The sequence below is a fragment of the Ignavibacteria bacterium genome (assembly GCA_036262055.1).
In the GTDB taxonomy this organism is placed as follows: domain Bacteria; phylum Bacteroidota; class Ignavibacteria; order Tepidaquicellales; family Tepidaquicellaceae; genus DATAJP01.
This window is the reverse complement of record DATAJP010000002.1, coordinates 314,418-335,901: the sequence shown is the minus strand read 5'-3', so window position 1 is coordinate 335,901 and position 21,484 is coordinate 314,418. Positions and strand designations below refer to the sequence as shown.

The 21,484-nt window shown below is 36.6% G+C and carries 19 protein-coding genes and 1 pseudogene; 14 read left to right on the top strand and 6 right to left on the bottom strand.

Translation table 11 applies throughout. The features are described 5' to 3' along the window. Window positions 1-5: 5 nt before the first annotated feature. The 4 genes from VHP32_03225 to VHP32_03210 all read left to right on the top strand — a co-directional run bounded on the left by VHP32_03225 (window position 6) and on the right by VHP32_03210 (window position 5,674). Window positions 6-848, top strand: a complete 843-nt coding sequence (locus tag VHP32_03225; protein ID HEX2786890.1) for a DNA alkylation repair protein — start codon at window positions 6-8, stop codon at window positions 846-848. Window positions 849-973: 125 nt separating this feature from the next. Then, window positions 974-4,870: a PAS domain S-box protein gene (locus tag VHP32_03220; GenBank protein ID HEX2786889.1), complete on the top strand. Its 3,897-nt coding sequence runs from the start codon at window positions 974-976 to the stop codon at window positions 4,868-4,870. A 3-nt stretch (window positions 4,871-4,873) separates the two neighbouring features. Further along, window positions 4,874-5,230, top strand: a complete 357-nt coding sequence (locus tag VHP32_03215) for a response regulator (GenBank protein HEX2786888.1) — start codon at window positions 4,874-4,876, stop codon at window positions 5,228-5,230. Between the two features lie 189 nt (window positions 5,231-5,419). Beyond that, window positions 5,420-5,674 carry a DUF4404 family protein gene (locus tag VHP32_03210; GenBank protein ID HEX2786887.1) on the top strand — a complete coding sequence of 85 codons (255 nt, stop codon included), beginning with the start codon at window positions 5,420-5,422 and terminating at the stop codon, window positions 5,672-5,674. Between the two features lie 67 nt (window positions 5,675-5,741). On the opposite strand, the gene VHP32_03205 is transcribed toward VHP32_03210, so the two are convergent. Then, entirely contained in the window at window positions 5,742-6,407 is a 666-nt protein-coding gene (locus VHP32_03205; GenBank protein ID HEX2786886.1) for a hypothetical protein, read from the bottom strand. A 53-nt stretch (window positions 6,408-6,460) separates the two neighbouring features. Then, window positions 6,461-7,537 (bottom strand): thioredoxin fold domain-containing protein, encoded by a 1,077-nt coding sequence (locus VHP32_03200; GenBank protein HEX2786885.1) that lies wholly within the window; start codon window positions 7,535-7,537, stop codon window positions 6,461-6,463. A gap of 125 nt (window positions 7,538-7,662) precedes the next feature. Here VHP32_03200 and VHP32_03195 point away from each other — a divergent pair, with 125 nt between their 5' ends. The 5 genes from VHP32_03195 (at window position 7,663) to VHP32_03175 (ending at window position 14,566) form a co-directional block, all read left to right on the top strand. Beyond that, the gene (locus tag VHP32_03195; protein ID HEX2786884.1) at window positions 7,663-8,445 is read left to right on the top strand and encodes a hypothetical protein; all 783 of its coding nucleotides are present in this window, start codon (window positions 7,663-7,665) and stop codon (window positions 8,443-8,445) included. Window positions 8,446-8,562: 117 nt separating this feature from the next. Then, the gene (locus VHP32_03190; protein HEX2786883.1) at window positions 8,563-11,214 is read left to right on the top strand and encodes a penicillin acylase family protein; all 2,652 of its coding nucleotides are present in this window, start codon (window positions 8,563-8,565) and stop codon (window positions 11,212-11,214) included. A 13-nt stretch (window positions 11,215-11,227) separates the two neighbouring features. Next, entirely contained in the window at window positions 11,228-12,394 is a 1,167-nt protein-coding gene (purT, locus tag VHP32_03185; protein ID HEX2786882.1) for a formate-dependent phosphoribosylglycinamide formyltransferase, read from the top strand. Continuing rightward, window positions 12,391-13,269, top strand: a complete 879-nt coding sequence (locus VHP32_03180) for a hypothetical protein (protein ID HEX2786881.1) — start codon at window positions 12,391-12,393, stop codon at window positions 13,267-13,269. The genes purT and VHP32_03180 overlap by 4 nt, the downstream gene beginning before the upstream one ends. A 4-nt stretch (window positions 13,270-13,273) precedes the next feature. Then, entirely contained in the window at window positions 13,274-14,566 is a 1,293-nt protein-coding gene (locus VHP32_03175) for a glucose-6-phosphate isomerase (protein HEX2786880.1), read from the top strand. A 41-nt stretch (window positions 14,567-14,607) separates the two neighbouring features. On the opposite strand, the gene VHP32_03170 is transcribed toward VHP32_03175, so the two are convergent. Continuing rightward, window positions 14,608-16,065, bottom strand: coding sequence for a hypothetical protein (locus VHP32_03170; protein HEX2786879.1), 1,458 nt, complete (start codon window positions 16,063-16,065; stop codon window positions 14,608-14,610). Window positions 16,066-16,143: 78 nt separating this feature from the next. Between VHP32_03170 and VHP32_03165 the strand changes: the two genes are divergently transcribed. Continuing rightward, complete coding sequence (locus VHP32_03165; protein HEX2786878.1) at window positions 16,144-16,446, top strand: DUF559 domain-containing protein; 303 nt, start codon at window positions 16,144-16,146, stop codon at window positions 16,444-16,446. Beyond that, entirely contained in the window at window positions 16,443-16,835 is a 393-nt protein-coding gene (locus VHP32_03160; GenBank protein HEX2786877.1) for a hypothetical protein, read from the top strand. Before VHP32_03165 ends, VHP32_03160 begins: the two co-directional genes overlap by 4 nt. Before the next feature lie 75 nt (window positions 16,836-16,910). Here the strand turns inward: VHP32_03160 and VHP32_03155 are convergent, their stop codons facing one another. From VHP32_03155 to lpcA, 3 genes and pseudogenes are all read right to left on the bottom strand, one after another. After that, complete coding sequence (locus tag VHP32_03155; GenBank protein HEX2786876.1) at window positions 16,911-17,210, bottom strand: tetratricopeptide repeat protein; 300 nt, start codon at window positions 17,208-17,210, stop codon at window positions 16,911-16,913. Window positions 17,211-17,276: 66 nt separating this feature from the next. Continuing rightward, a pseudogene (locus VHP32_03150) lies at window positions 17,277-17,600 on the bottom strand (FKBP-type peptidyl-prolyl cis-trans isomerase). A gap of 297 nt (window positions 17,601-17,897) precedes the next feature. Continuing rightward, a complete protein-coding gene (gene lpcA / locus VHP32_03145) occupies window positions 17,898-18,464 on the bottom strand; it encodes a D-sedoheptulose 7-phosphate isomerase (protein ID HEX2786875.1) in 567 nt (188 codons plus the stop codon). A 119-nt stretch (window positions 18,465-18,583) separates the two neighbouring features. On the opposite strand from lpcA, the gene VHP32_03140 reads away from it, so the two are divergent. The 3 genes from VHP32_03140 to VHP32_03130 all read left to right on the top strand — a co-directional run bounded on the left by VHP32_03140 (window position 18,584) and on the right by VHP32_03130 (window position 21,483). After that, window positions 18,584-20,710 (top strand): YCF48-related protein, encoded by a 2,127-nt coding sequence (locus VHP32_03140; protein ID HEX2786874.1) that lies wholly within the window; start codon window positions 18,584-18,586, stop codon window positions 20,708-20,710. A gap of 48 nt (window positions 20,711-20,758) precedes the next feature. Continuing rightward, on the top strand, window positions 20,759-21,097 hold the full coding sequence (locus tag VHP32_03135; protein ID HEX2786873.1) for a DUF6150 family protein: 339 nt from the start codon (window positions 20,759-20,761) through the stop codon (window positions 21,095-21,097). 107 nt (window positions 21,098-21,204) lie between these two features. Further along, window positions 21,205-21,483, top strand: a complete 279-nt coding sequence (locus VHP32_03130; GenBank protein HEX2786872.1) for a hypothetical protein — start codon at window positions 21,205-21,207, stop codon at window positions 21,481-21,483. The last annotated feature ends 1 nt before the right edge of the window (window position 21,484 follow it).

The window sequence follows — 21,484 nt, the reverse complement described above, 5'->3', positions numbered from 1 at the left end:
ATTAGATGAAAGACAGCTTATTATCCGAAAAAGAAAAAAAAGAAATTTTAAAAATGATTTCCGTGAAGAAATATCCGGAAATCATTTTTATTTTGGACAAGCATTCAACTGCTCACGCAGGCACCGCAAAGACAAAAGATAAAAGGTTTGTCATAACCGAAATAACAAAATTCATAAATAAGAACTCAAAAAATCCCGTCAAAGATTTTTATACCACAGGAAAAAAATTTCTGTCGGTTAAAAGTGATAATGCAAAAGAAATAGGCATTGCTTTGCTCAGAAGAGGTTACAAACAAAACCCTGCTGATGTGAAAAAATGGCTGTGTAAAATTGCCGATGATAAAAATTGGGAAGTAAGGGAAAGCGCAGGCGGAGCTTTTGCTGGAGTTCTGAATGCAAATCCTGAACTTTATGATTACATGTGCAAACTTTGCAAACATAAATCCGAAAACGTAAGACGCGCTGTATTATTTTCCGCACATGGTTTAATTGACGAAGAAAAAAATTTAACTAAAGCATTAAAGCTTATTGAAAAACTTTTAACGGATAGTTCGGTTTATGTAAAGAAAAATTTAGGACCGTTCATTCTCGGTTCTTATTTTGCAAACAGGTATCCGCAAAAAGTTCAGAAGCAAATTTTGAAATGGACGAAGAAAAAAGACGAACACTTGAGGTGGAATCTTGCAATGACATATAAAAACAGCTTCGGGAATAAATATCCCGAATATGCTTTGCAGACACTTTTGCTGCTTAACTCCGATTTAAGACCTGTTGTTCAAAGAGCTGTTAAATCAACGATTAATTTCCTTTCCAAAAGGCACCCTGAAAAAGTTAAAAAATTGAAATAATCGAAACAAATTTCAATAAAAACAGTATATAATAACATAAATTACTGTTTATTTTCTTATTTATTTTAGTTAAAATTACCCTTTCAGACTTCATAGCTTAATCTTCATTTACCCGAAGGAAAGTTATGAAAAATCTCTTGCGTGAAAATAAGGCTAATGGCAAGTTAGCTAAAAATCTATTTCCTTTTTCAACCATCCTAAAGGGACAATCCAATGGGGATAGTCTCATTAATTCTCATATTCCTTCAGTAAATCCAAATAAAAAAAATAATACATTAGCTGAAATTGGTTTAATGTTTATTATTTTTGTTATTTATTTTTTCGCGGGTAAGCTAGGGCTTAAGCTTGCTTATGAAAATGCAAGCGCAACTGCAGTATGGGCGCCGACGGGTATAGCAATAGCATTTTTCTTATTAAGAGGTTATCATATTTTTCCGGCTATTCTGCTGGGGGCATTCTTAATTAATGTTACAACGACGGGAGATATTCCGACTTCCATATTTATTGCAATCGGTAATACTCTCGAAGGTCTTGTTGCTGCATATCTTGTAAACAAATTTGCAAACGGAAAGCATGCTTTTGGAAATGTATATGATATATTAAAGTTTTCAATATTTGCAGGAATTCTTGCAACAACAATCAGCGCAACCATAGGTGTTACAAGTCTTTCTTTTTTTGGTTTTGTAAACTGGAACAATTATGTTTCAGTTTGGCTTACATGGTGGCTTGGTGATGCAGTAGGTGCGTTTCTCGTGGCACCATTGCTCATTCAATGGATTTTAAATCCACAAATTAAAATTAATAAAGAAAAAATTGTTGAGGGCACTCTTGTAATACTGACTCTTGCAGTTGTCTGTGTCATAATTTTTACTCCATTATCGTACCCTGCAGAAAACCATTATCCATTCAGCTATCTCATAATACCACCATTTGTCTGGATAGCTTTCCGTTTTTCACAGCGCTTTATAACAACTGCAGCATTTGCAATCAGTGTTGTAGCAATATGGGGAACACTTGAAAGGTACGGTCCTTTTGTGGTGGATTCACTCAATGATTCTCTTTTGTTTTTGCAGGCGTTTATCGGAATCATAACCGTAATGTCAATAAGTTTTTCTGCAGCAATAATCGAAAAAAACAAAAGCAGGAAATCACTGGAAGACAGCCAGAAAGATTTAAAAGATTTTATTGAAAATGCATCGGTCGGACTTCATTGGATCGGACCCGATGGAAAAATTATTTGGGCAAACAAAACCGAACTGGATTTGCTTGGATACACAGAAGATGAGTATATAGGTCATCACGTTTCCGAATTTCATCACAGTCAGGAAAAAATAAATGAGATACTTACGCGCTTAACGGACAATGAAACAGTTCATAGCTATGAAGCACAGTTGAAGTGCAAAGATGGCTCCATAAAACACGTTTTGATTTCATCCAATGTTTATTTCGAAGACGGAAAATTTATTCATACCCGGTGTTTTACCAAAGATATTACGGAGAAGCGGAAATTAGAAATGGAAGTTCAGGAACGTGAGCATGCGCTTCGCGAAGCAGAAAGACGCAGATGGACAATGCTTCAACGTTTGCTTGATAAGCTTCCCGCAGGGGCTTATACTTGCGATGCAGAAGGGTTAATCACATATTACAATGAAAAAGCGCTTGAGGTATGGGGACGCGCTCCTAAATTAAATGACCCGGTTGACCGCTACTGCGGTTCTTTTAGGCTTTTTCTTAATAGTGAGTTGATAAATCACAATACATGCTGGATGGCACGTGCATTACATAACGAACAGGATTATAACGGAGAAGAAATTGTAGTTGAACAGCCGACCGGAAATAAAGTTACAGTTCTTGCACATGCAAATCCTATTTATGATGATTCGGGTAAATTATTGGGAGCAGTAAATGTTCTTGTGGATATAAATGAGCGGAAAAAATTCGAGAGGTATCTCAATATACAATATTCTATTTCTAAAGCACTTGCCGGGTCAGGAACATCAAAGGAAGCTGCACAAAAAGTTCTTAAATCAATCTGTGAAGGCATAGGATGGGAGCTTGGTGCGTTATGGATTGTTGATAATAAATCGAATGTTTTACGAATCGAAAATTCCTGGTGCAAGCCCGAGAACAATGAAAAGTATTCTAAGATGGTGGAGCAGGAAAGAACATTTGAAAATGGAGAAGGGCTTCCGGGAAGAGTCTGGGAAACAGGCGCTCCGGCATGGGTGCACGATGTAACATCTGATAATAATTTCCCCCGCGCGCCGTTAGCTGTGGAAGCAGATTTACATGCAGGTCTGGCATTTCCAGTGAAAAATGAAAATGAAATAATAGCTGTTATAGAATGCTTCAATAAAAATATTCTGGAGCCGAAAGAAGATTTGCTTAATGTGCTTAATGCATCGGGTAGACAGATAGGAAACTATCTTGCAATGAAGAAAGCTGAAGAGGAAAAGCAAATAGCACAGGATACATATCAATCATTATTTGAATCAACCCTTGATGGAATTTTGATTGTTGATAATAACGGAACCTACGTAAATGTTAATGAAAGTTATTGCAGAATGCTAAAAGGCACCCGTGAAGAAATAATCGGTCAAAATTTCAGCAGGTTTATGCCGCCGGGTATGTTTCATCATGCGGCAAAGGCATTTGAAGATTTAAAAAACACCGGTTATTTCAGGGGAGAGTTTCCGTTAATGGCTCTTGACGGTTCAATTGTTCAGGCAGAATGGGTTTCAAAAGCAAACTTCATTCCGGGAATGAGTTTCTGCGTTGCAAGAGACATATCAGAGAGAAAACTTGCCGAAAAAAAATTAAATGAAGAATATTCATTCAGGAAAGCCATTGAAAATTCGGTAGCATCAGGAATAGCTGCTATAAATTTTAACGGAACGCAAACGTATGTTAATCCGGCTTTGTGCAATATGCTGGGCTGGACTGAAGAAGAACTTACAGCGGCAACGCCTCCGTTTTTTTATTGGCCTCCTGAAGAAATAGAAAACATAAACAATGCCTTTGCAAAAACTTTGCAGGGCACAGCGCCTCCAAACGGATTTGAGCTTAAATTCTGCAAGAAAAACGGTGAAAGATTCGATGTGCTTGTAAATGTTAATCCCATCAAGGATAGCGAAGGAAAACCCTCCGGCTGGCTAGCGTCAGTGACTGATATTTCTCTGATGAAAAAAGTCGAAAAAGAATTGAAGGATTCATATCTGAAAATGGAAGAGCGTGTAGCTGAAAGAACAAAGGAACTGCATATTATTGTTGAAGAAATGGAAAGAGAAATATCCGAAAGAAAAAGAACGGAAGAAAAATTAAAAGATGCTCATGAAGAGCTCATTCATTCGGAAAAGCTTGCATCACTCGGAAGATTTGCATCCGGCATAGCACATGAAATCCGGAATCCGCTTGCAAACATAAGCGCTCTTGCACAGCTTCTGAATAAAGATAAAAGTCTTGATATCAGAGTAAGGCAGCATTTGGATTATATATTGGTAAATTCAGACATTGCAAACAATATCATCAAAGATTTATTGATGATTGCATCACCGCATAATGTAAATCTTAAATCGACTAAGATAAGCGACATTATTGAAAATCTTTATAACCTTGTAAAACCAAGGTGTGATAAATATAATGTTTCTCTTAGCATAGAATTAAACGAGAATCTTCCGAAAGTAAAAACAAATCAGGAAAAACTGCAAACTGCATTTTTAAATTTCGTTTCGAACTCAATAGATGCGATGCCGCATGGAGGTGAATTGAAAATTTCTGCCAAAGCAGACAATAACACAAATGAGGTAATTGTGTCATTTAAGGATACCGGAATAGGAATAAAATCTGAAAATCTGAATAAGGTTCTTGAGCCGTTTTTTACTACAAAGGATGCCGGAACCGGATTGGGTTTAAATCTGGCTTATGAAGTTATAAAAGCAAATTCAGGGAAATTAAATATTAATAGTAAAGTTAACGAAGGCACGGAAATTATCATACGACTGCCTGTCTGTAAAGAATGCTAATACATGAAAAAAATTTTAATTGTTGACGATAACAAATATATTCGTTTTGCATTATCTGTCTTGATGGAACAATCCGGTTATAACGGACACGAAGTCGGGGAAGGCGAAAAAGTAATTGCTGAGGTTAAATCCAAAAACCCGGACTTAGTCATACTCGATAAAAAACTTCCCGGTTATGACGGTCTCGACCTTCTTGTCGAAATTAAAAAAATAAGACAAGAACTTCCGGTAATTATTTTAACTGCATATGGCGATGAAAAAACTCGTGAGAGGGCATTGGAGCTTGGTGCAGATGTTTTTATGACCAAACCGTTCGATAATGATGAAATTATAAGCACGATAGAACGACTTTTAAAATAATTCGAGAGTTCATAACTTACCACCAACCAATAATTACTCAAAACTTGTCATTTTTATTTAAGGTATCCGTTATAATTTTAATTCCTTTTATAATTGCTGCAATTTATGCCGCACCGTTATCTGCGGGGATATTAATCATATCGGTAATTTTCATAATAATATTTTTTTATTCGAACAAAGAGAGGAACAATGCTTCATAAATTAACAGAACTGGAAGAGAATGTAAGAAACTCAAAACTTCCGGAAAACCAGAAAACAGAAATTTTAAACAACATAGATGATTTGCGAACCGAATACATCAGTTCGGGAGAACAGCATACAAATCCTGTCAAAGCATCTTACAGTGCTTTGCGCAAATCGATATTGGAGTTTGAAAAAGAACATCCGACGTTAGTGAAGAACGTAAATGAAATTTCTACGATGCTCTCTAATATGGGTATTTAGTTTCAGATAAGTCATTATGAGCGAAGCGAAGAGTCAAACCCGCCTCACTCATAATGATATAAAATTATTAGTAGTTTACTTCTTTGAAGGTTACATCTGAAGGCGGAGTAACTTCACTATCACTGATTCCCGAATCCAAATCAATTGCCGTTGCTTCCATAGTCATTCCTTCGGTTTTCACTTTAAGCGGAATCATGTTATCATAAACGCTTATTGTGGAGCCCGGTGACATTTCATATATGTCGCATTCTTTTCCTATGATTGTTTCAGTTCCGATTTTTTTGAATTTCTCGAGTTCTTTTTTCAAGTCGGCATAGTCAATTTCAGAAGGGTCTTTCTTTGCTTTATCTTTAATTTTCATTTTGGTGTTCTGTTTTATGTCGCCCATATCCATCATTGTATATATCCATTCAGCATCATTAAAGCCCTGCATGCTTACTTTTTGTCCCTGCATATCATAGGACATGTTGGTTTTTGATTTTTTTCCTTTCACTGCAATCACACCGCTTCCGTTCATCATTCCGGAAATTTTATAATCAATTTTAAATCCCTTGTTCATAATATCTGCGGGATTACTGCCGGAGGAGCTTCCGGTGTTATTACTGCTTGTGGTTGTTCCGGCAGAATCGGTTTTGCCGCCCGTTGTATTCTGATTTTTTGAACAACCTTGAAACGAAATCTGCAAAGAAATGAAAACTGCAATTAAAAATAAAAGTTTTAATAGATTTTTCATTTTACTGTGTTTTTTATTATTTTCTTAACTTGAAAACATAATGTTAAAAAGTATTATTTTGTTTGTTCTTTAAGTTTTGCCTGAATTTTTTGTTTCTGGTCAACGTATGATTTTCTTGTTCCCCAGATTGCAAGAGACTTGTCAATATATTCATCAGCTGTTTTGTAATCTCCCATAGCATAATATAAATTGGATTTTACAAAGCTCGGACCTGCTTCAAAAACTCCGCCTTCTAAATAAGGAAAAGCCAAGTCGGTATTTTTAATAGCTTCCATTCTCATTTCATTTGTTGCCTTCTCATCTTTTGAAACTTTCGATGCCTTGCCCAGATAATACTGACCGATGTAAAAATTTACCATCTCATCAGAACCATACTTTGACTCGAGGATTGCTTTATACTTATCAATGTCGTCCTGTTTTCCTTTACCGACTGCATCATTGAATAAAAATATATAGGCATCTTTCTGCATATTTGATTCCGGAAATCTGGTGATTAATTCTGCAACCGCAACCGTATCATTTTTTCCCATTGCGGTCTGGAATAAAGCATCATCATAATATCCCGATGCATTTCCTTCGTCATTTTTGATTACGAACTCAAAATATTTTCCTGCATCCTCAGCTTTACCAACATTGAGAAGTTTTTCCGCATACAAATAATTTGCGGTAACATCATTTGCATTTTCCATTACTGCTTTCTGCAATGCAGGAAGAGTCTTTACTCGGTTTGAGTAATTCTTTATTGTTTCAAGAAAATCTTTTGCAGGATAATACCCGTAAATTCTATCGACTTCATTTCCGTCACCGTCAACAAAAACAATTGTCGGATAACCAACTACATTATATTTTTTGGCAAGCTCAATGCCCTCGCCTTTTTCCGCATCAACCTTCCAGTTGATTTGGTTTTTCGATGCAAAATCAATTATTTCAGGATTTGTGTAAACCTTTATGTCTGTATGCACGCACCAGATGCACCAGTCGGTTATGAAGTCAATCATTAAAAGCTTGTTTTCAGCTTTTGCTTTTGCAAGAACTTCCTGAAATGTTCCGTTCTCAAATTGAAGCTCGTTTGAATAAGAGATTTTAGAACAGAGAATTAACGCAAATAAAATTAAAAGTATTTTTTTCATATTATAAATTACTGATTTTTAAACTTCTTATGTTTTTAAAAGGAACTATATTAATTGAATAAAGTTGTAATATTACTATGATACTATCAAATTATACATTAGGATTCAAAATAAAAAGGTTTTTTTTGGCTGTTCTTATCGTATTTTTGGGCTCATCTATAGGTGTTTCTCAGGGATTTTCTCAGACTAAGAAGCCGCCGGTAAAAGAAAAAACATTTTATCTCGGAATTGGAACCTCAATCTCGTCGTTTTTGGGAGGTGAATTTGGCAACAGGTTTCAGATAAGATACGGAGAAGATGAATATAACTACGATGGATATAATTATGATTACGGACCTTCATACAGTCTGAGCCCTGTTCAGATTGCAATAATTGCAGGAAAGAAGCTTAATGAAAATATCTCGCTTGAACTTGAGATGTCATTTTTTAACCATACAAAAGGTTTCATAGACAACAGGGATATAACAACCGGCTCTAATGCAGGCACTCCTTATTATGATTCTTATGAAAGAGCAAAAATGCTTTCAATACCATTGATTGCATCGGTGAAATATTTCCCGGGAGGAAGAACTAACAGCGGGATTTACCTGACTGCAGGCGCAGGTTATGCCTATATGCGGGAATCCATTGAGCGTGTAAGAACATTAAAATATTTTGACAACTATTATTATTACTATTATTATTCGAAGCAGACTCTTGCAAGCTATTCAGACCACCAATGGCTGCCCGTGATGAAGCTTTCTGCAGGAACAGCATTTGATTTATTCGGAACTCTTGCAGGCGACGTTGAGCTGACTTATACTAACTTCAAAACAGTAAAAGAATTTGGCGACCCGCTTACCACAGGTCACGGTTCGTCGTTTCTCCAGAACCTTGCTTTAACGGGAAAGTTCTTTTTTGACATTTAAATTGTAACAACCTCCTAACCCCCTTTGCTAAGAGGGAATTTTCTCAAATTTATTTTTAACTCCATTTAACATAACAATTAACTTAGGTATTTTGCATAAATACTTAATCCGGGTTAATTGCATCCTGTCTTAAAAACCATAATCGGTCTTTTGATATTATTGATAGCGGTTTTCATAACGCTTGGAGTTCTCTTCAGCGACTTAACGCAAAGGTCATTTTATGAAGAAACGGGAACAGTAAAAGTCGAAGGAATCACCGATACTGTCAACGTCATAAGAAATAATTTCGGAGTTGCGCATATTTATGCACGCAATGAACGCGATATGTATTTTGCGCAGGGATATACTCACGCGCAGGACAGGTTATGGCAGATGGACATTATGCGGCGTGTTGCTGAAGGACGTCTTTCGGAAATTTACGGAAGGGACGTTCTTGATTATGATGTTTTGTTCAGAACAATCGGCATCGGAAAATCAGCTTACTCATTTTATAACCAGCTCTCACCAAAAACAAAATCGATTCTCGACAGCTACACAAAAGGTGTTAATTATTTTATTCAGACTCACATAAAAAATCTTCCGCTTGAATTCGACGTGCTTAACTATAAACCCGATGAATGGAAGCCCGAGCATAGTTTGATGATAGTCCGTTTGATGGGATGGGATTTAAACCTTTCATGGTATGCTGATTATATGTTCGGTGAAGTTGTGAATAAGCTCGGACTTGAAAGAGCAAAAGAGCTTTTTCCAATTTATCCCGAAACAGGACCGTTTGTAATTCATACTAACAAAGAAACAGAAAAGAAAGATTCAGTAAAAACTAAAAATGAAAAAAAGGATGTCACCCTGAACTTGTTTCAGGGTCAACGTGATGGAAATTCTTTTACTCAATATCCTCCCCTTGTATTGCCTCCCGACAAGTCGGGACGTTCCGCCTCCAAAGGGGGAAATAATATTTCTTATAATGTAATTGAAAATAATTATAAATCCCTTGCAGTTGAAGGCGCAGATTTTTTTAATACGGTTAAAAATTATAGAAATTATTTCGGCATCGAGGGTTCGCACATCGGAAGCAATGCATGGGTTGTCAATGGCAAGAAAACAGAAAATGGAAAACCGATTCTCGCTAATGACCCTCATTTGAGTTTGTCAGTTCCTTCGAAGTGGTATGAAATTCATTTATATAACGACCAGTATAAAAGCAGCGTTGCAGGATACAGTCTGCCGGGAACGCCGGCGGTTGTAATCGGCTCTAACAATGTTATCAGTTGGGGAATGACCAGCTTGATGAGCGATGACTCGGATTTTTATATTTTGCAGCTGGATTCATCAAACAGAACAAAGTATAAAATCAAAGATGCAACATATCCGCTTGACAGCTTAGTTGAAAGCATAAAAGTAAAAGGCGAGAATGATTCTTATGATTTTACATGTTACACAACGCGCTTGGGTCCTGTTATTTCAAATCTTAATGTTTCAGGTTTCGGAAGAAAGCGCGAGCTCAGAACCTCACCTGATAAAATTATTGTTCTGCGATGGACAGGTTTTGATTTTTCAGATGAGCTTGAAGCAATTTACAAAGTCAACTACGCTAAAAGCTGGACTGAATTCAGAAACGGTCTTTCTTTATTCGGGGTTCCACCCTCCAATTTTGTGTATGCGGATACTTCAGGCAATATCGGTTATCAGGTAGCAGGGAAAATTTCTTTGCGTAATAATGTAACAGGCGCAGATAACGGTTATATCCCGACTTATACTTCGATGGGAACAGTTGATTTTACGGGATATGTTCATTTTGATGAGCTTCCGAATGAATACAATCCTCAGAAAGATTATATAGTTACAGCAAACAACCCGCCGTTAAAAGATTATAAATATTATATCTCTGACTTATTTGAGCCGCCTTACCGCGCAATGCGTATTGACGAGATTCTGAAATCACGCGGAAGCTTTTCTGCAGATGAGTTCAAGCTTATCCAAACCGATTTTATGAATCTTCTTGCAAAGCAATACTGCGAATATTTGTTTGAAGCATTCAGGGATTCGGTCGGCATTCCGATGGATTACAGAAAATATTATGAGCTGTTGAAAAAATGGGATTATCAGATGACGGCATTCAGCCCTGCAGCGACAATTTTTGCTGCGTTTGAAATTCAGCTTTATAAAAACTTATATATGAATTTGCTTGGCAAAGATGTTTACGATAATTATGTTTTTATTCAGAATGTTCCTGTTAGAAATACTGTCAAGCTTCTTACAAAAAATAACTCGTGGCTTTTTTCTGATGGCCAGAACGAAACAACAAACAGAAATTTCATTTTGCGTAAAAGCTTTATTGACGGAATAGATGAACTGAAAGAAATTTCCGGAACGGATGATTATAACAATTGGCTCTGGGGAAATTATCATAAAATTCTTATGCAGCATCCACTGGGACAGGTGCCGGCGCTTGGCGGAATCTTGAACATCGGTCCTTATGAAATGGGCGGAAGCGGGGTCACTGTTAATAATGCCGAGTATAATTTTTCAAAACCACTTGAAAGCGGAAATTTTAACTTTACTCTGGGAGCGTCGATGAGGATGATTGTTGACTTATCAAAAAATAAAAATTTACTTACTATAATAACGACAGGACAATCGGGACAGCCATTGCATCCTAACTACAGAGACCAATCCAGGTTATGGCTGAACGGAGAATATACATCAATCACTATCGATTTCAATGAGCTTCTAAAAGAAGAGCTTAAAGTTTTAAAATTAGAACCATAAAAATTCTCATTTATTGAAAAAAATTTTACTGCTTGGCTCAGGTGAGCTGGGAAAAGAATTTACAATCGCTGTCAAGCGACTCGGACATCAGGTCATTGCTGTTGATTCATATAACAACGCGCCTGCACAGCAGGTAACGAATGAACGCGAAGTTATAAACATGCTTGACGGCAACGAACTCGATAGAATCGTTGCGAAGCATAAGCCCGATATTATCATTCCCGAAATAGAAGCAATCAGAACAGAAAAATTATTTGATTATGAATCGGTCGGAATACAGGTTGTTCCGAGCGCAAGAGCGGTGAACTATACAATGAACCGAAAAGCAATCCGCGATTTAGCCGCAAAAGAACTCGGACTTAAAACTGCTAAGTATAAATATGCCTCAACACTTGATGAGTTTAAAAATGCAATTAAAGAAATCGGCATTCCTTGCGTTGTGAAACCTTTGATGTCATCATCGGGCAAAGGACAGTCAACTATTAAATCTGAAAGTGACATTGAGAAAGCCTGGGAATATGCAACAACAAAAGGTCGCGGAGATTTTAATGAAATAATAATTGAGGAGTTTATTGATTTCAAATTTGAAATCACGCTGCTCACGGTTACACAAAAAAACGGCGAGACGTTATTTTGCGCGCCGATTGGCCACAGACAGGAACGAGGTGACTATCAGGAAAGCTGGCAGCCGTGTCCGATGGATGAAAAGCTTTTGAAGAAAGCACAGGACATAGCAAGGGAAGTTACAAAAGCGTTAACGGGTGCAGGAATCTGGGGAGTTGAGTTTTTTATTTCAGATGATGATGTTTATTTTTCAGAGCTTTCCCCAAGACCTCACGATACGGGAATGGTAACACTTGCAGGGACACAGCAGTTTAATGAATTCGAGCTTCATGCAAGGGCAGTTCTTGGTCTGCCGATTAACGAAATTAAGCTCTTGAAAAACGGAGTCAGTGCAGTTATACTTGCAGATGAAGAAGGTATAGAAAATCCGCAATACACAGGACTTGATGAAGCATTGAAAGAAAAAAATTCTGATGTAAAAATTTTTGGAAAGCCGGTTACAAGAAAATTCAGACGGATGGGAGTAGCGCTGACGTTTGGTGATGAAGGTGAGAGTATGGATACATTACGAGAACGTGCCAAAAGCATTGCATCAAAAGTAAAGGTAATCAAATGAATAAAACATATGGTATTGGGATTCCCGCCTTCGCGGGAATGACTTCCTTAATATTATTTATTGTTTTAATTTTTCCTTTCGAAGCAAAATCTCAGGATAATGATTCCACAAAAAGCATCATTGATATTGTTCAGGAATATATTGAACTGAGAAGGGCATTTGATGACAATTCCGAATCAACAAAACCCGCGCTTTTTTCATATTCAAAAAAAGATGACGAGGATGCAATTTATAAAATAGATGCTGCGATTCTTTATAAGAAACTCGATTACACAGACTTTGCAATTGCTCCGTTTGTTCAATTTGAATACATAAGCGGAGGCAAAGACAGAAAAGAAAAAGTAAAAGGCGGACTTACATTTAAATATTATTTATACAGAACAAAAAACAGTGCGGGGAAAATAGAACCGGAAGTTTCTTTCTGGAAAGATTTTTATTCAAAGAGAGAATTATTTGAAGCAAAACTTTCTTTCAATCCGACGTTTCCTAACTTTGCAATTCCTATAATGGACGCGTCGAAAGTTAAATTCAAATATAACGGGAAGGATAACCGCTGGGTGTATGGATTAAATCCAACCATCGGATTCGACTATCAAAGGCAAACGGGACCTAAGAAAAAAGATGATTTTAAAACTTATGATTCATTTGCATCATTGAGCTTTACTGTTAAAAGGTATTATATTCAGTTTGATTTAACAGGAAGAATCGAACGGGAAATAAATCCGAGCGTAAATTATGGATATAAATACGAAGGAACGGCAACTCTTTATCTTGATGAAAAAGAAAGGTCATCGCTGAATGCAAAGTTTGAGCAAGAAGAAAGAGATGATGAAAGAAAACGAAGAATAACTCTGGGATTGGGATTAAAATTATGAACAAATGGATTTCATAAAAGTAAATAAAGAATACATATCTTCATTTTTTTCTGATGATGAACTTAGAAAAGTTCAGGCGGAAGTTTTTAACGCTGATAATTCTTTAACATATGGAACGGGTAAAGGCAGTGATTTCCACGGATGGATGGATTTGCCGGCAAGGATTTCAGAGAGTGAGATTAATGATATAAAATACTGTGCCGAAAACTTGCGTTCAATTTCTTCGGCAGTCGTTGTCATAGGCATAGGCGGTTCGTATCTCGGTGCAAGAGCGGTTATTGAAGCATTAAGCCCGTCGTTCAAAAATAAATTTGAAAAAGGTAATCCCGATATTCTATACGCTGGGCATAACTTGAGTGAAGAATACCTTCACGAACTTCTGAGTTTATTAAGCGGAATTGATTATTCCATCATTGTTATTTCAAAATCAGGAACGACAATTGAACCTGCAGTCGCTTTCAGATTGCTGAAAAATCATATTGAAACAAAATACGGCAAGGATGAAGCAAGAAAAAGAATCGTAGCGGTCACCGATAAATCAAAAGGAGCATTAAAAAAACTTGCGGATGAAGAGGGCTACAAGACTTTCGTAATTCCCGATAATGTCGGCGGAAGATTTTCAGTTTTGACTCCTGTTGGATTGCTTCCTGTTGCATGCGCTGGAATTGACATATCCGGTTTGCTTCAAGGAGCAAAAGATATTTTAAACCATATTAATAAAGAAAAAGATTTTTTTAATAATCCTGCATGTTTGTATGCCGGGCTGAGAAATATTTTATACCGAAGCTGGAAAGAAATAGAAATTATGGTAAGCTATGAACCTAAACTTGGTTATCTTATCGAATGGTGGAAACAATTATATGGTGAGAGCGAGGGAAAACAAAGGAAAGGATTATTTCCGGTAGGAGTAAATTTCACGACTGACCTTCACTCACTTGGTCAAATTATTCAGGACGGCAAAAAGAATTTTTTCGAGACTGTTCTATGGGTTGATAGGACAAACGCCGAAATAAAGATTCCCGAAGCACAAAATGATCCGGATGGATTGAATTATCTGTCGGATAAACGAATCAGTTATATAAATGAAAAAGCAATGCTTGGCACAGTTCAGGCGCATACGCAGGGAAGCGTTCCTAATATCCTCATTAAAATTCCTGAATTAAATGCATATTACATCGGTCAATTAATATATTTCTTTGAGCGTGCCTGCGGTATCAGCGGATACATGTTAGGAGTCAACCCATTCGACCAGCCCGGTGTGGAAGCATATAAAAAAGAAATGAAAAAACTATTATGATTGAAGGTTATTTAATGTATCAGCAAATAAGCGGAATCATTCTATAATTTTTCTGCTTTGCTCACAAGCCATAGTTTAAACGGAAATTCCATTTTTTCTTTTTTTAACTCAAACAATAGTTCATCTTTTTTTTTCTCATCTTTTTTTTCTTTCGCATCTATAAGTTTTGAATAATAATTCACAAATACTCTCAATTTATTTCGTAGCTCTTTTGAAATAATATCATTTTCTTTCAGGAACTGCCTCACGGAATGAATCAGGTAATGAGTATCCTGAATCATATCAAGTTCATAAAATATTATCAGTTTATACTGACGGTAATTTATACGGTCATAATAATCTACTTCTTTTATTTGTGAAAGAATCTCAAGCGCTTTTTGATATTCTTCTCTTGAAAATGCCAGATCAAATTCGCATGCTTTTATTGTATTTTCTCTGATTCTTTCATTCAGATATTTCGAAAATGTATTTAAAAATTTTTCAGCTTTTCTGAACTCACCCAGGTAATTGTAGGTCTGAAAAGCGATGCTGAACAAAGTCGGGTCTATTGCATTTGTAGAAGGCTCAACTATAACATTAATTTTAATTAAAAATTCAATTATGTCGGCAATGTGACGGTTATATAACGGAGTGTCTGAGGAATTCAGGCTTCTGCCTCTGAGACACCAATTTATCATAAGTGTTGAATACATATAAAATGCTTTCGGAGCAGCATTCTTTCCTTTTTTAATCATGAGTTTTTTAGCCTTCAGAAAATATTCCGGGTTTTTGGGCTGCTGAAATGCTTTCATCATATTGTAATTAAAGCGGATTACATCTTTAAATGGTGAAGATTCTTTTTCGAGTTCAGCCAGGAAATTTTCTAAGTTAATATTCTTAAAAAACTCTTCCGCTATGTTTTTTTCAAAGTTGTAAACTTCAATGTTAACATACTTTCTTGTCTGCTCCTGCATTAAAATCGAAAGAATGTAAATGATTATATATTCATAATATTTCATACGTTCGGCAAAAACTTCTTTATTCTTTTTTTTATCGGAAGCTATCTGTATTTGGGGAACCTGTAAAAAGTGTTTTTCAGTCAGGACAAGAAAATCAAATTCATCCTGTTTTTTATAATATGTTTCAACATCATTCCATTTTGTGTCATACAAATTGTGCAGATGCCTGCTACGGTAAAACATAAGCAGGTACCTGTCAGGAAGTTTTGTTTTTTTAATTTCCGAAATCGAAATATATTCTTCGCACATTTTAAAAAGCCCGGATGATAATTTGCGTATGGTTGCGTCATTATATGATTTACCGGGATAAAGACGTTTAAAAATTCGTTCACGGCTTATTTTACTTTCATCGAAGTCCGGATAATATTTCTTTAATTCCTGCCAGAATTTCAACAAATAGGCGCTGCTGCCAAAATATGGTGAACGCACGAACCTGTCAAAATCTTTAATTTCAGACGGATTTAGCGTTTTTAAAACCTTTATGATTGAAAAATTCTTCATTTGGACATTATGAAAATTTATTCACATTTTTAAAAAAATCTGTTTGCATAATAACTTTACATTGTGCAATTTTGAACTATGAATGAAAAGGAAAAAATTTTATGGCTTCTTCTGAAAGATAAAACTTACAGCGGTCTCAGATTCAAAAGACAGCACCAAATCGGAAAATATGTTCTCGACTTTTACTGCGAAGAACAAAAAATTGCTTTAGAGCTTGAAGATGGATTTAAGGATGACAAAAAAAGCTTATACCATTCTTTAAGAAAAGATTTTTTTCGTTCAAACGGTATTAAAGTAATCAAACTTCCCGAATCTTCATTACAAAGTGAAATTAAACATCTGTTAAATAAAATACTCTATAAAAAAAGGAAAACAAAATGACAAAAAAAATATTTTTACCGGCAATTTTTTTATTTGCATTACTTGCATTTTTTAACACGGAAGCATCTGCTCAGTCAATTTACTTCTGTGAAGGTGTTGACTCTGACGGTTATCCGATTGAATCAGCATCAACATTCAACATTAACAGAAGCGGCGGCTTCCTTTATGTTCTTTGCCGTCTGCCTTATACAATTGAATGTAAATCAGTCCGATATGAAATTTACAGAAACGGTGATTATGATAATACCGTTTATGTTGATACAGAATATGACTGGGTTTGGTTCTGGAAAAAGATAACATTTTATAAAAACGGCAATTATACTTTCTATCTTTATGATTGTTTTGGAAACAGCTTAGGTTCAGCTTCAGTCAGGATTAATTATAATTAAATCTAAGGTATTAGTTTTTACAACAAAAAGGGGCGAAAGCCCCTTTTTTATTTTGTCTAAAATTTAAAAAATCTATTACTGATTCATCTTTGAAATCATGTTTCTTGCATTCTCGTTATCAGGATTAAGCTCAAGAGATTTTTCATAATTCAATATTGCATTCACCTTGTCGCCTTTTAGCATGTAAGCTTCTCCCAGGCTGTCATAAACGTTAAATGAGTTAGGATATTCTTCAACATTAAGTTTTAATACGGCAATTGCTGCATCGAAATTACCGCCTTGTAAAAATGTATAACCAAGGGAATTCAACTGACCTTCCTTGAAATTATATATGTCAGGTTCATTTGCTTTTATCTCTCTATACTTAGCAATCATTGCATCAACGCCGCTTTCAATGAAAACAGGAAGTAAAACATCTTCAAGCGCAATTTTAGGCTCGCTCACGCTCATAAGCTCAACATCGAAAATCAAAGTTGCTCCGGGAGGAATTACATCTCCTGCGCCTCTCTCGCCATAAGCAAGATTGGAAGGAATGATAAGCTGATATTTATCACCGATATTCATCAATGCAATACCTTCATCCCATCCTTTTATGACCTGCCCTTTTCCGAGAACGAATTCAATCGGCTCTTTTCTTTCGATTGATGAATCAAAAACCTTTCCGTCGGTTAACCGTCCCGTATAATGAACCTCAACTGCTTTTCCGTTTACCGCAGGCGCGCCGCCGGATTTGGAAATAATAATGTATTTTAACCCCGACGCAGTTGTGACAGTATCATTCTGCGCAAACACGTTTGATGAAATAAATAGGGAAAGAATTATTAAATATTTAAGCATGATATAATAAAAGTTTATTTTTATAAACAACAAAACAGTGTCATTCCGCGAAGGCGCGAATCCAAACTATTAAGATTCATTATTCAAAAAATTTTACGTTCTAAAATATCTTTGAGTATATACTCTTAGAACGAAAAACCATTTTTGATTAGATTCCCGCCTTCGCGGGAATGACAAACCGTAAAATTTTATTTTGCCGTTGTTGGTGTTTTCACCAACAACCCATTATAAATTCTTCTCTATATAATCGATTAGCGAATGAATTACCTTTATATGTATCTCCTGCACTCGGTCTGAGTAATTCGATTTCGGCGCGCGAATTTCAATATCGCAAAACTCAGCCATCTTACCTCCGTCTTTACCTGTAAGTCCGACAACTTTCATTCCTTTCGTCTTTGCCGAATCAATTGCATTCAATATATTTTTTGAGTTTCCGCTTGTGCTGAGTGCTAGAAGAACGTCACCCTTGTTTCCCAGCGCCTCAACATATCTTGAAAAAATAAAATCAAAACCGTAATCATTTCCTGTGCAGGTAATATGCGAGACATCAGATATTGCGATTGCAGGAAGTGCTTTTCTTTCGTCTCTGAATCTTCCTGTCATTTCTTCTGCGAAGTGCATTGCATCGCACATCGAACCGCCGTTTCCGCAGGATATAATTTTGTTTCCCGATTTCACGGCTGTAACCATTAAATCACCGGCTTTTTTCACCCGTTCAAAATTCTCAGGGTCAAAAATAAAATCATCTAAAACTTTCTTTGCCTCTAAAAAATTGTCTTTAATTGAATCCATTCAAATTTCGGTATTTTCAGATAACGTTTTTATTTTAAACAATATTTCTTAAATTAAATTAATATTAAATACTGGAATTAATCATATTTTTCAATAAAATCCCCGATAATCTAACACATATGAATCCTATTCTTACAAAACTAAAACTATTTTTGTTTCTTCTTATTGCTAATTGCACATTGTTAATTGCAAATTCTAATGCTCAGTGGACTTTCATAAACCCGTATCCGACGACGGAAGATATTTTCAGCATTGCCACTCCTGCTCCGAATAAAATTGTCGGCATAACAAATTTTATCGGTGATGCAGTTATCAGCACGAATGCAGGTGCTAATTGGACGACCGTTCCAGTTGGTGACGGTATAATCCGCGCAATAAATTTTGTTGATGCAAACACGGGATATGCAGCCGGAGCATTTACGGAAATGCTTTTCAAGACGACTAACGGCGGATTTAACTGGTTTCATCTTGCCGGCTCGCCCGATACAACAAAATACGGAGTTCATTTTGCAAACCATCTCACAGGATGGTGCGTAGGGTTTAATGGTTTCATAATGAGAACAACTAACGGCGGAGTGAACTGGGTTTCGCAAACAAACCCGGGAATTACAACTTCAACATTGTATGGAGTTTTCGCTCCGGGTTCGCTTCTTGTTCACGTTGTCGGAAATGCAAACTCTGTCTTGCGTTCGACTGACGGCGGAAGCACGTGGGTGAATCATCCGCAGATTTTCCCAACAAGCACAGATTATCGCGGAGTTAGATTTATCGGAACATCGAACGGTATGATTTGCGGTTCAGGAAAAAGAATTGCCATAACCACAAACAGCGGAGTTAACTGGACTGTATCATATAATCCGGGAGGTTCTGTTTTGCTTTGGTCAATCGACAGGGATTATCTTGGTAACGTAATAGCAGTTGGCGCAAGCGGAACAATCATTCGTTCGACAAATGACGGCGCAACATGGAGCGAAACAACAGCCCCTGGATTCACCGGAACATTGTATAACGTTAAGTTTGATGGTAACAATACTGCTTATGCTGCAGGCGCAGACGGAAAAGTTTTTAGAACGACAAACGCAGGCGCAAACTGGACTGAAGTAAGCAAGAGCTTCTCAACTGCATCAATTCAGGGAATGAGTTTCTTGAATATAAACACAGGTTATGCAGTTGCTGCAAATGGTTTTATAAGCAAAACAACAAACGCGGGAATTTCATGGACAACACAAACTTCACCCGTAACTACTCAGCTTGAACAAGTACAGATGATTGACGCGAACAATGCATACATCTGCGGATACTCGGGAAAAATTTTAAAGACAACAAACGGCGGAACAAACTGGATTGATCTTGGAGGAACAGCTACAAATGAATTATTGGATTTAGACTTTTTGGATGCTAACACGGGATTTGTTGCAGGGCAGAGCAGTCAGGTATTGAAAACAACAAACGGCGGAGTGAACTGGACTAACATAAACATCCCCGGAAATGTTTTAATATACGGAGTTGATTTTGTGAATGCAAACACCGGCTGGGTTGACGGTGTCGGAGAAGTTATTTATAAAACCACAAACGGCGGAACAAGCTGGACTTTGCAGTGGGATGGGTCTTCACTCGGTTTATACGGATTATCTATGGTTGATGAGAATAATGGTGTTGCAGGCGGTTCAAGCGGACTTGTGCTATGGACATCTAACGGTGGTACAACATGGACACCGGCAACCACGCAGCCTGCTTCTACTGTTTGGGATGTGAAAATGCGAAACGCGCTTTCAGGTTATGCAGGCGGTGCAAGCGGTTATGTTTATAAAACAGTTGATGGCGGAAGAAACTGGACTCAGGAAACAAGGATTACGATTAATACTTTTAATACTGTTACAATTTCAGGTGACGGTTATGGTTTGGCAACGGGAAATTCAGGAACAATGATTCGTTCGCTCACACCTCTTGTTGGAATTACTCCTGTTACAAGTGAAATTCCTGCTGAATATAAATTGATGCAGAATTATCCCAATCCATTTAATCCGACCACCAATATCGAATTTCGGATTGTGAATTTCGGATTTGCAAAACTAACCGTGTATGATGTAACAGGTAAATTGGTTAGAACATTAGTAAATGAAAATTTATCACCCGGAAGTTATAATGTTGAATTTGATGCGACTTCACTTTCAAGCGGAATATATTTCTACAGATTGGAAACAAATAACTTTTCCGAAAGTAAAAGAATGATGTTAATAAAATAAACAAAAGGATGTCATCCTCGTGAAAGCGGGGATCCCATTCTTAACTATATGAAATCATTATTTATTTTTCTTTTTTTGATTATTGCGGCCTGCGAGGCAAACTCGCAGGTTGTGTTTGTTACGGGTTGGAAGTCGGATGCCGACAAGCAGGTCTATATTTCCGAATGGAAAAGCGATGCGGATATGCTTGTATATGTAACCGACTGGAAAGTTGATGCGAAACCAAACTCAGGCATGTGGTATTTTACAGAGTGGAAGTCTGATGCCGACTGGCAGATTTATTTTACAAGCTGGAAAAGTGACGCTGACATAATTATAAAATTCACATCATGGAAATCCGAAGCCGGCTGGACAGATAAGGGTAAGAAAAAATTCGGATTGAACTAAAATTCTTTGAAACAAAACTCCTACTCAAGCAGTATATACGACTAAACTCACAAAACACCATTTTATGACAATTTATCTACTCTTTTAAATAGAAGAATAGATAAAATATGAACTCAGTTAATGATTATCCTGACCTGGAACTCCCCGGCGCAGGTAATCCTCTAACATTCATTATTTGCCGCAACCTCATTTCAATTTTCAACATTCATTCCGTTAGTCATAACGGAGCTCAATTCATTGTCTTTGCAATAATATTTATAATATTCCCGATTGTTTCACCATTCTTTTCCCAAATCAATTCATCCAAGAATAATTTCTCAAAACTATTTTTAACAAACTTAAAATCAATATCTCACGATATTGATATTTTTCCAGAAGGAGAATAAA

What these genes read in the sequence shown, in the direction of transcription:
- lpcA (HEX2786875.1), bottom strand. Translation starts at nt 18,464, where the DNA reads ATGGATTCAATTAAAGACAATTTTTTAGAGGCAAAGAAAGTTTTAGAT.
- VHP32_03160 (HEX2786877.1), top strand. Translation starts at nt 16,443, where the DNA reads ATGACAAAAAAAATATTTTTACCGGCAATTTTTTTATTTGCATTACTT.
- VHP32_03165 (HEX2786878.1), top strand. Translation starts at nt 16,144, where the DNA reads ATGAATGAAAAGGAAAAAATTTTATGGCTTCTTCTGAAAGATAAAACT.
- VHP32_03220 (HEX2786889.1), top strand. Translation starts at nt 974, where the DNA reads ATGAAAAATCTCTTGCGTGAAAATAAGGCTAATGGCAAGTTAGCTAAA.
- VHP32_03225 (HEX2786890.1), top strand. Translation starts at nt 6, where the DNA reads ATGAAAGACAGCTTATTATCCGAAAAAGAAAAAAAAGAAATTTTAAAA.
- VHP32_03205 (HEX2786886.1), bottom strand. Translation starts at nt 6,407, where the DNA reads ATGAAAAATCTATTAAAACTTTTATTTTTAATTGCAGTTTTCATTTCT.
- VHP32_03215 (HEX2786888.1), top strand. Translation starts at nt 4,874, where the DNA reads ATGAAAAAAATTTTAATTGTTGACGATAACAAATATATTCGTTTTGCA.
- VHP32_03210 (HEX2786887.1), top strand. Translation starts at nt 5,420, where the DNA reads ATGCTTCATAAATTAACAGAACTGGAAGAGAATGTAAGAAACTCAAAA.
- VHP32_03170 (HEX2786879.1), bottom strand. Translation starts at nt 16,065, where the DNA reads ATGAAGAATTTTTCAATCATAAAGGTTTTAAAAACGCTAAATCCGTCT.
- VHP32_03175 (HEX2786880.1), top strand. Translation starts at nt 13,274, where the DNA reads ATGGATTTCATAAAAGTAAATAAAGAATACATATCTTCATTTTTTTCT.
- VHP32_03130 (HEX2786872.1), top strand. Translation starts at nt 21,205, where the DNA reads ATGAACTCAGTTAATGATTATCCTGACCTGGAACTCCCCGGCGCAGGT.
- VHP32_03140 (HEX2786874.1), top strand. Translation starts at nt 18,584, where the DNA reads ATGAATCCTATTCTTACAAAACTAAAACTATTTTTGTTTCTTCTTATT.
- VHP32_03135 (HEX2786873.1), top strand. Translation starts at nt 20,759, where the DNA reads ATGAAATCATTATTTATTTTTCTTTTTTTGATTATTGCGGCCTGCGAG.
- VHP32_03155 (HEX2786876.1), bottom strand. Translation starts at nt 17,210, where the DNA reads ATGATTGCTAAGTATAGAGAGATAAAAGCAAATGAACCTGACATATAT.
- VHP32_03200 (HEX2786885.1), bottom strand. Translation starts at nt 7,537, where the DNA reads ATGAAAAAAATACTTTTAATTTTATTTGCGTTAATTCTCTGTTCTAAA.
- VHP32_03180 (HEX2786881.1), top strand. Translation starts at nt 12,391, where the DNA reads ATGAATAAAACATATGGTATTGGGATTCCCGCCTTCGCGGGAATGACT.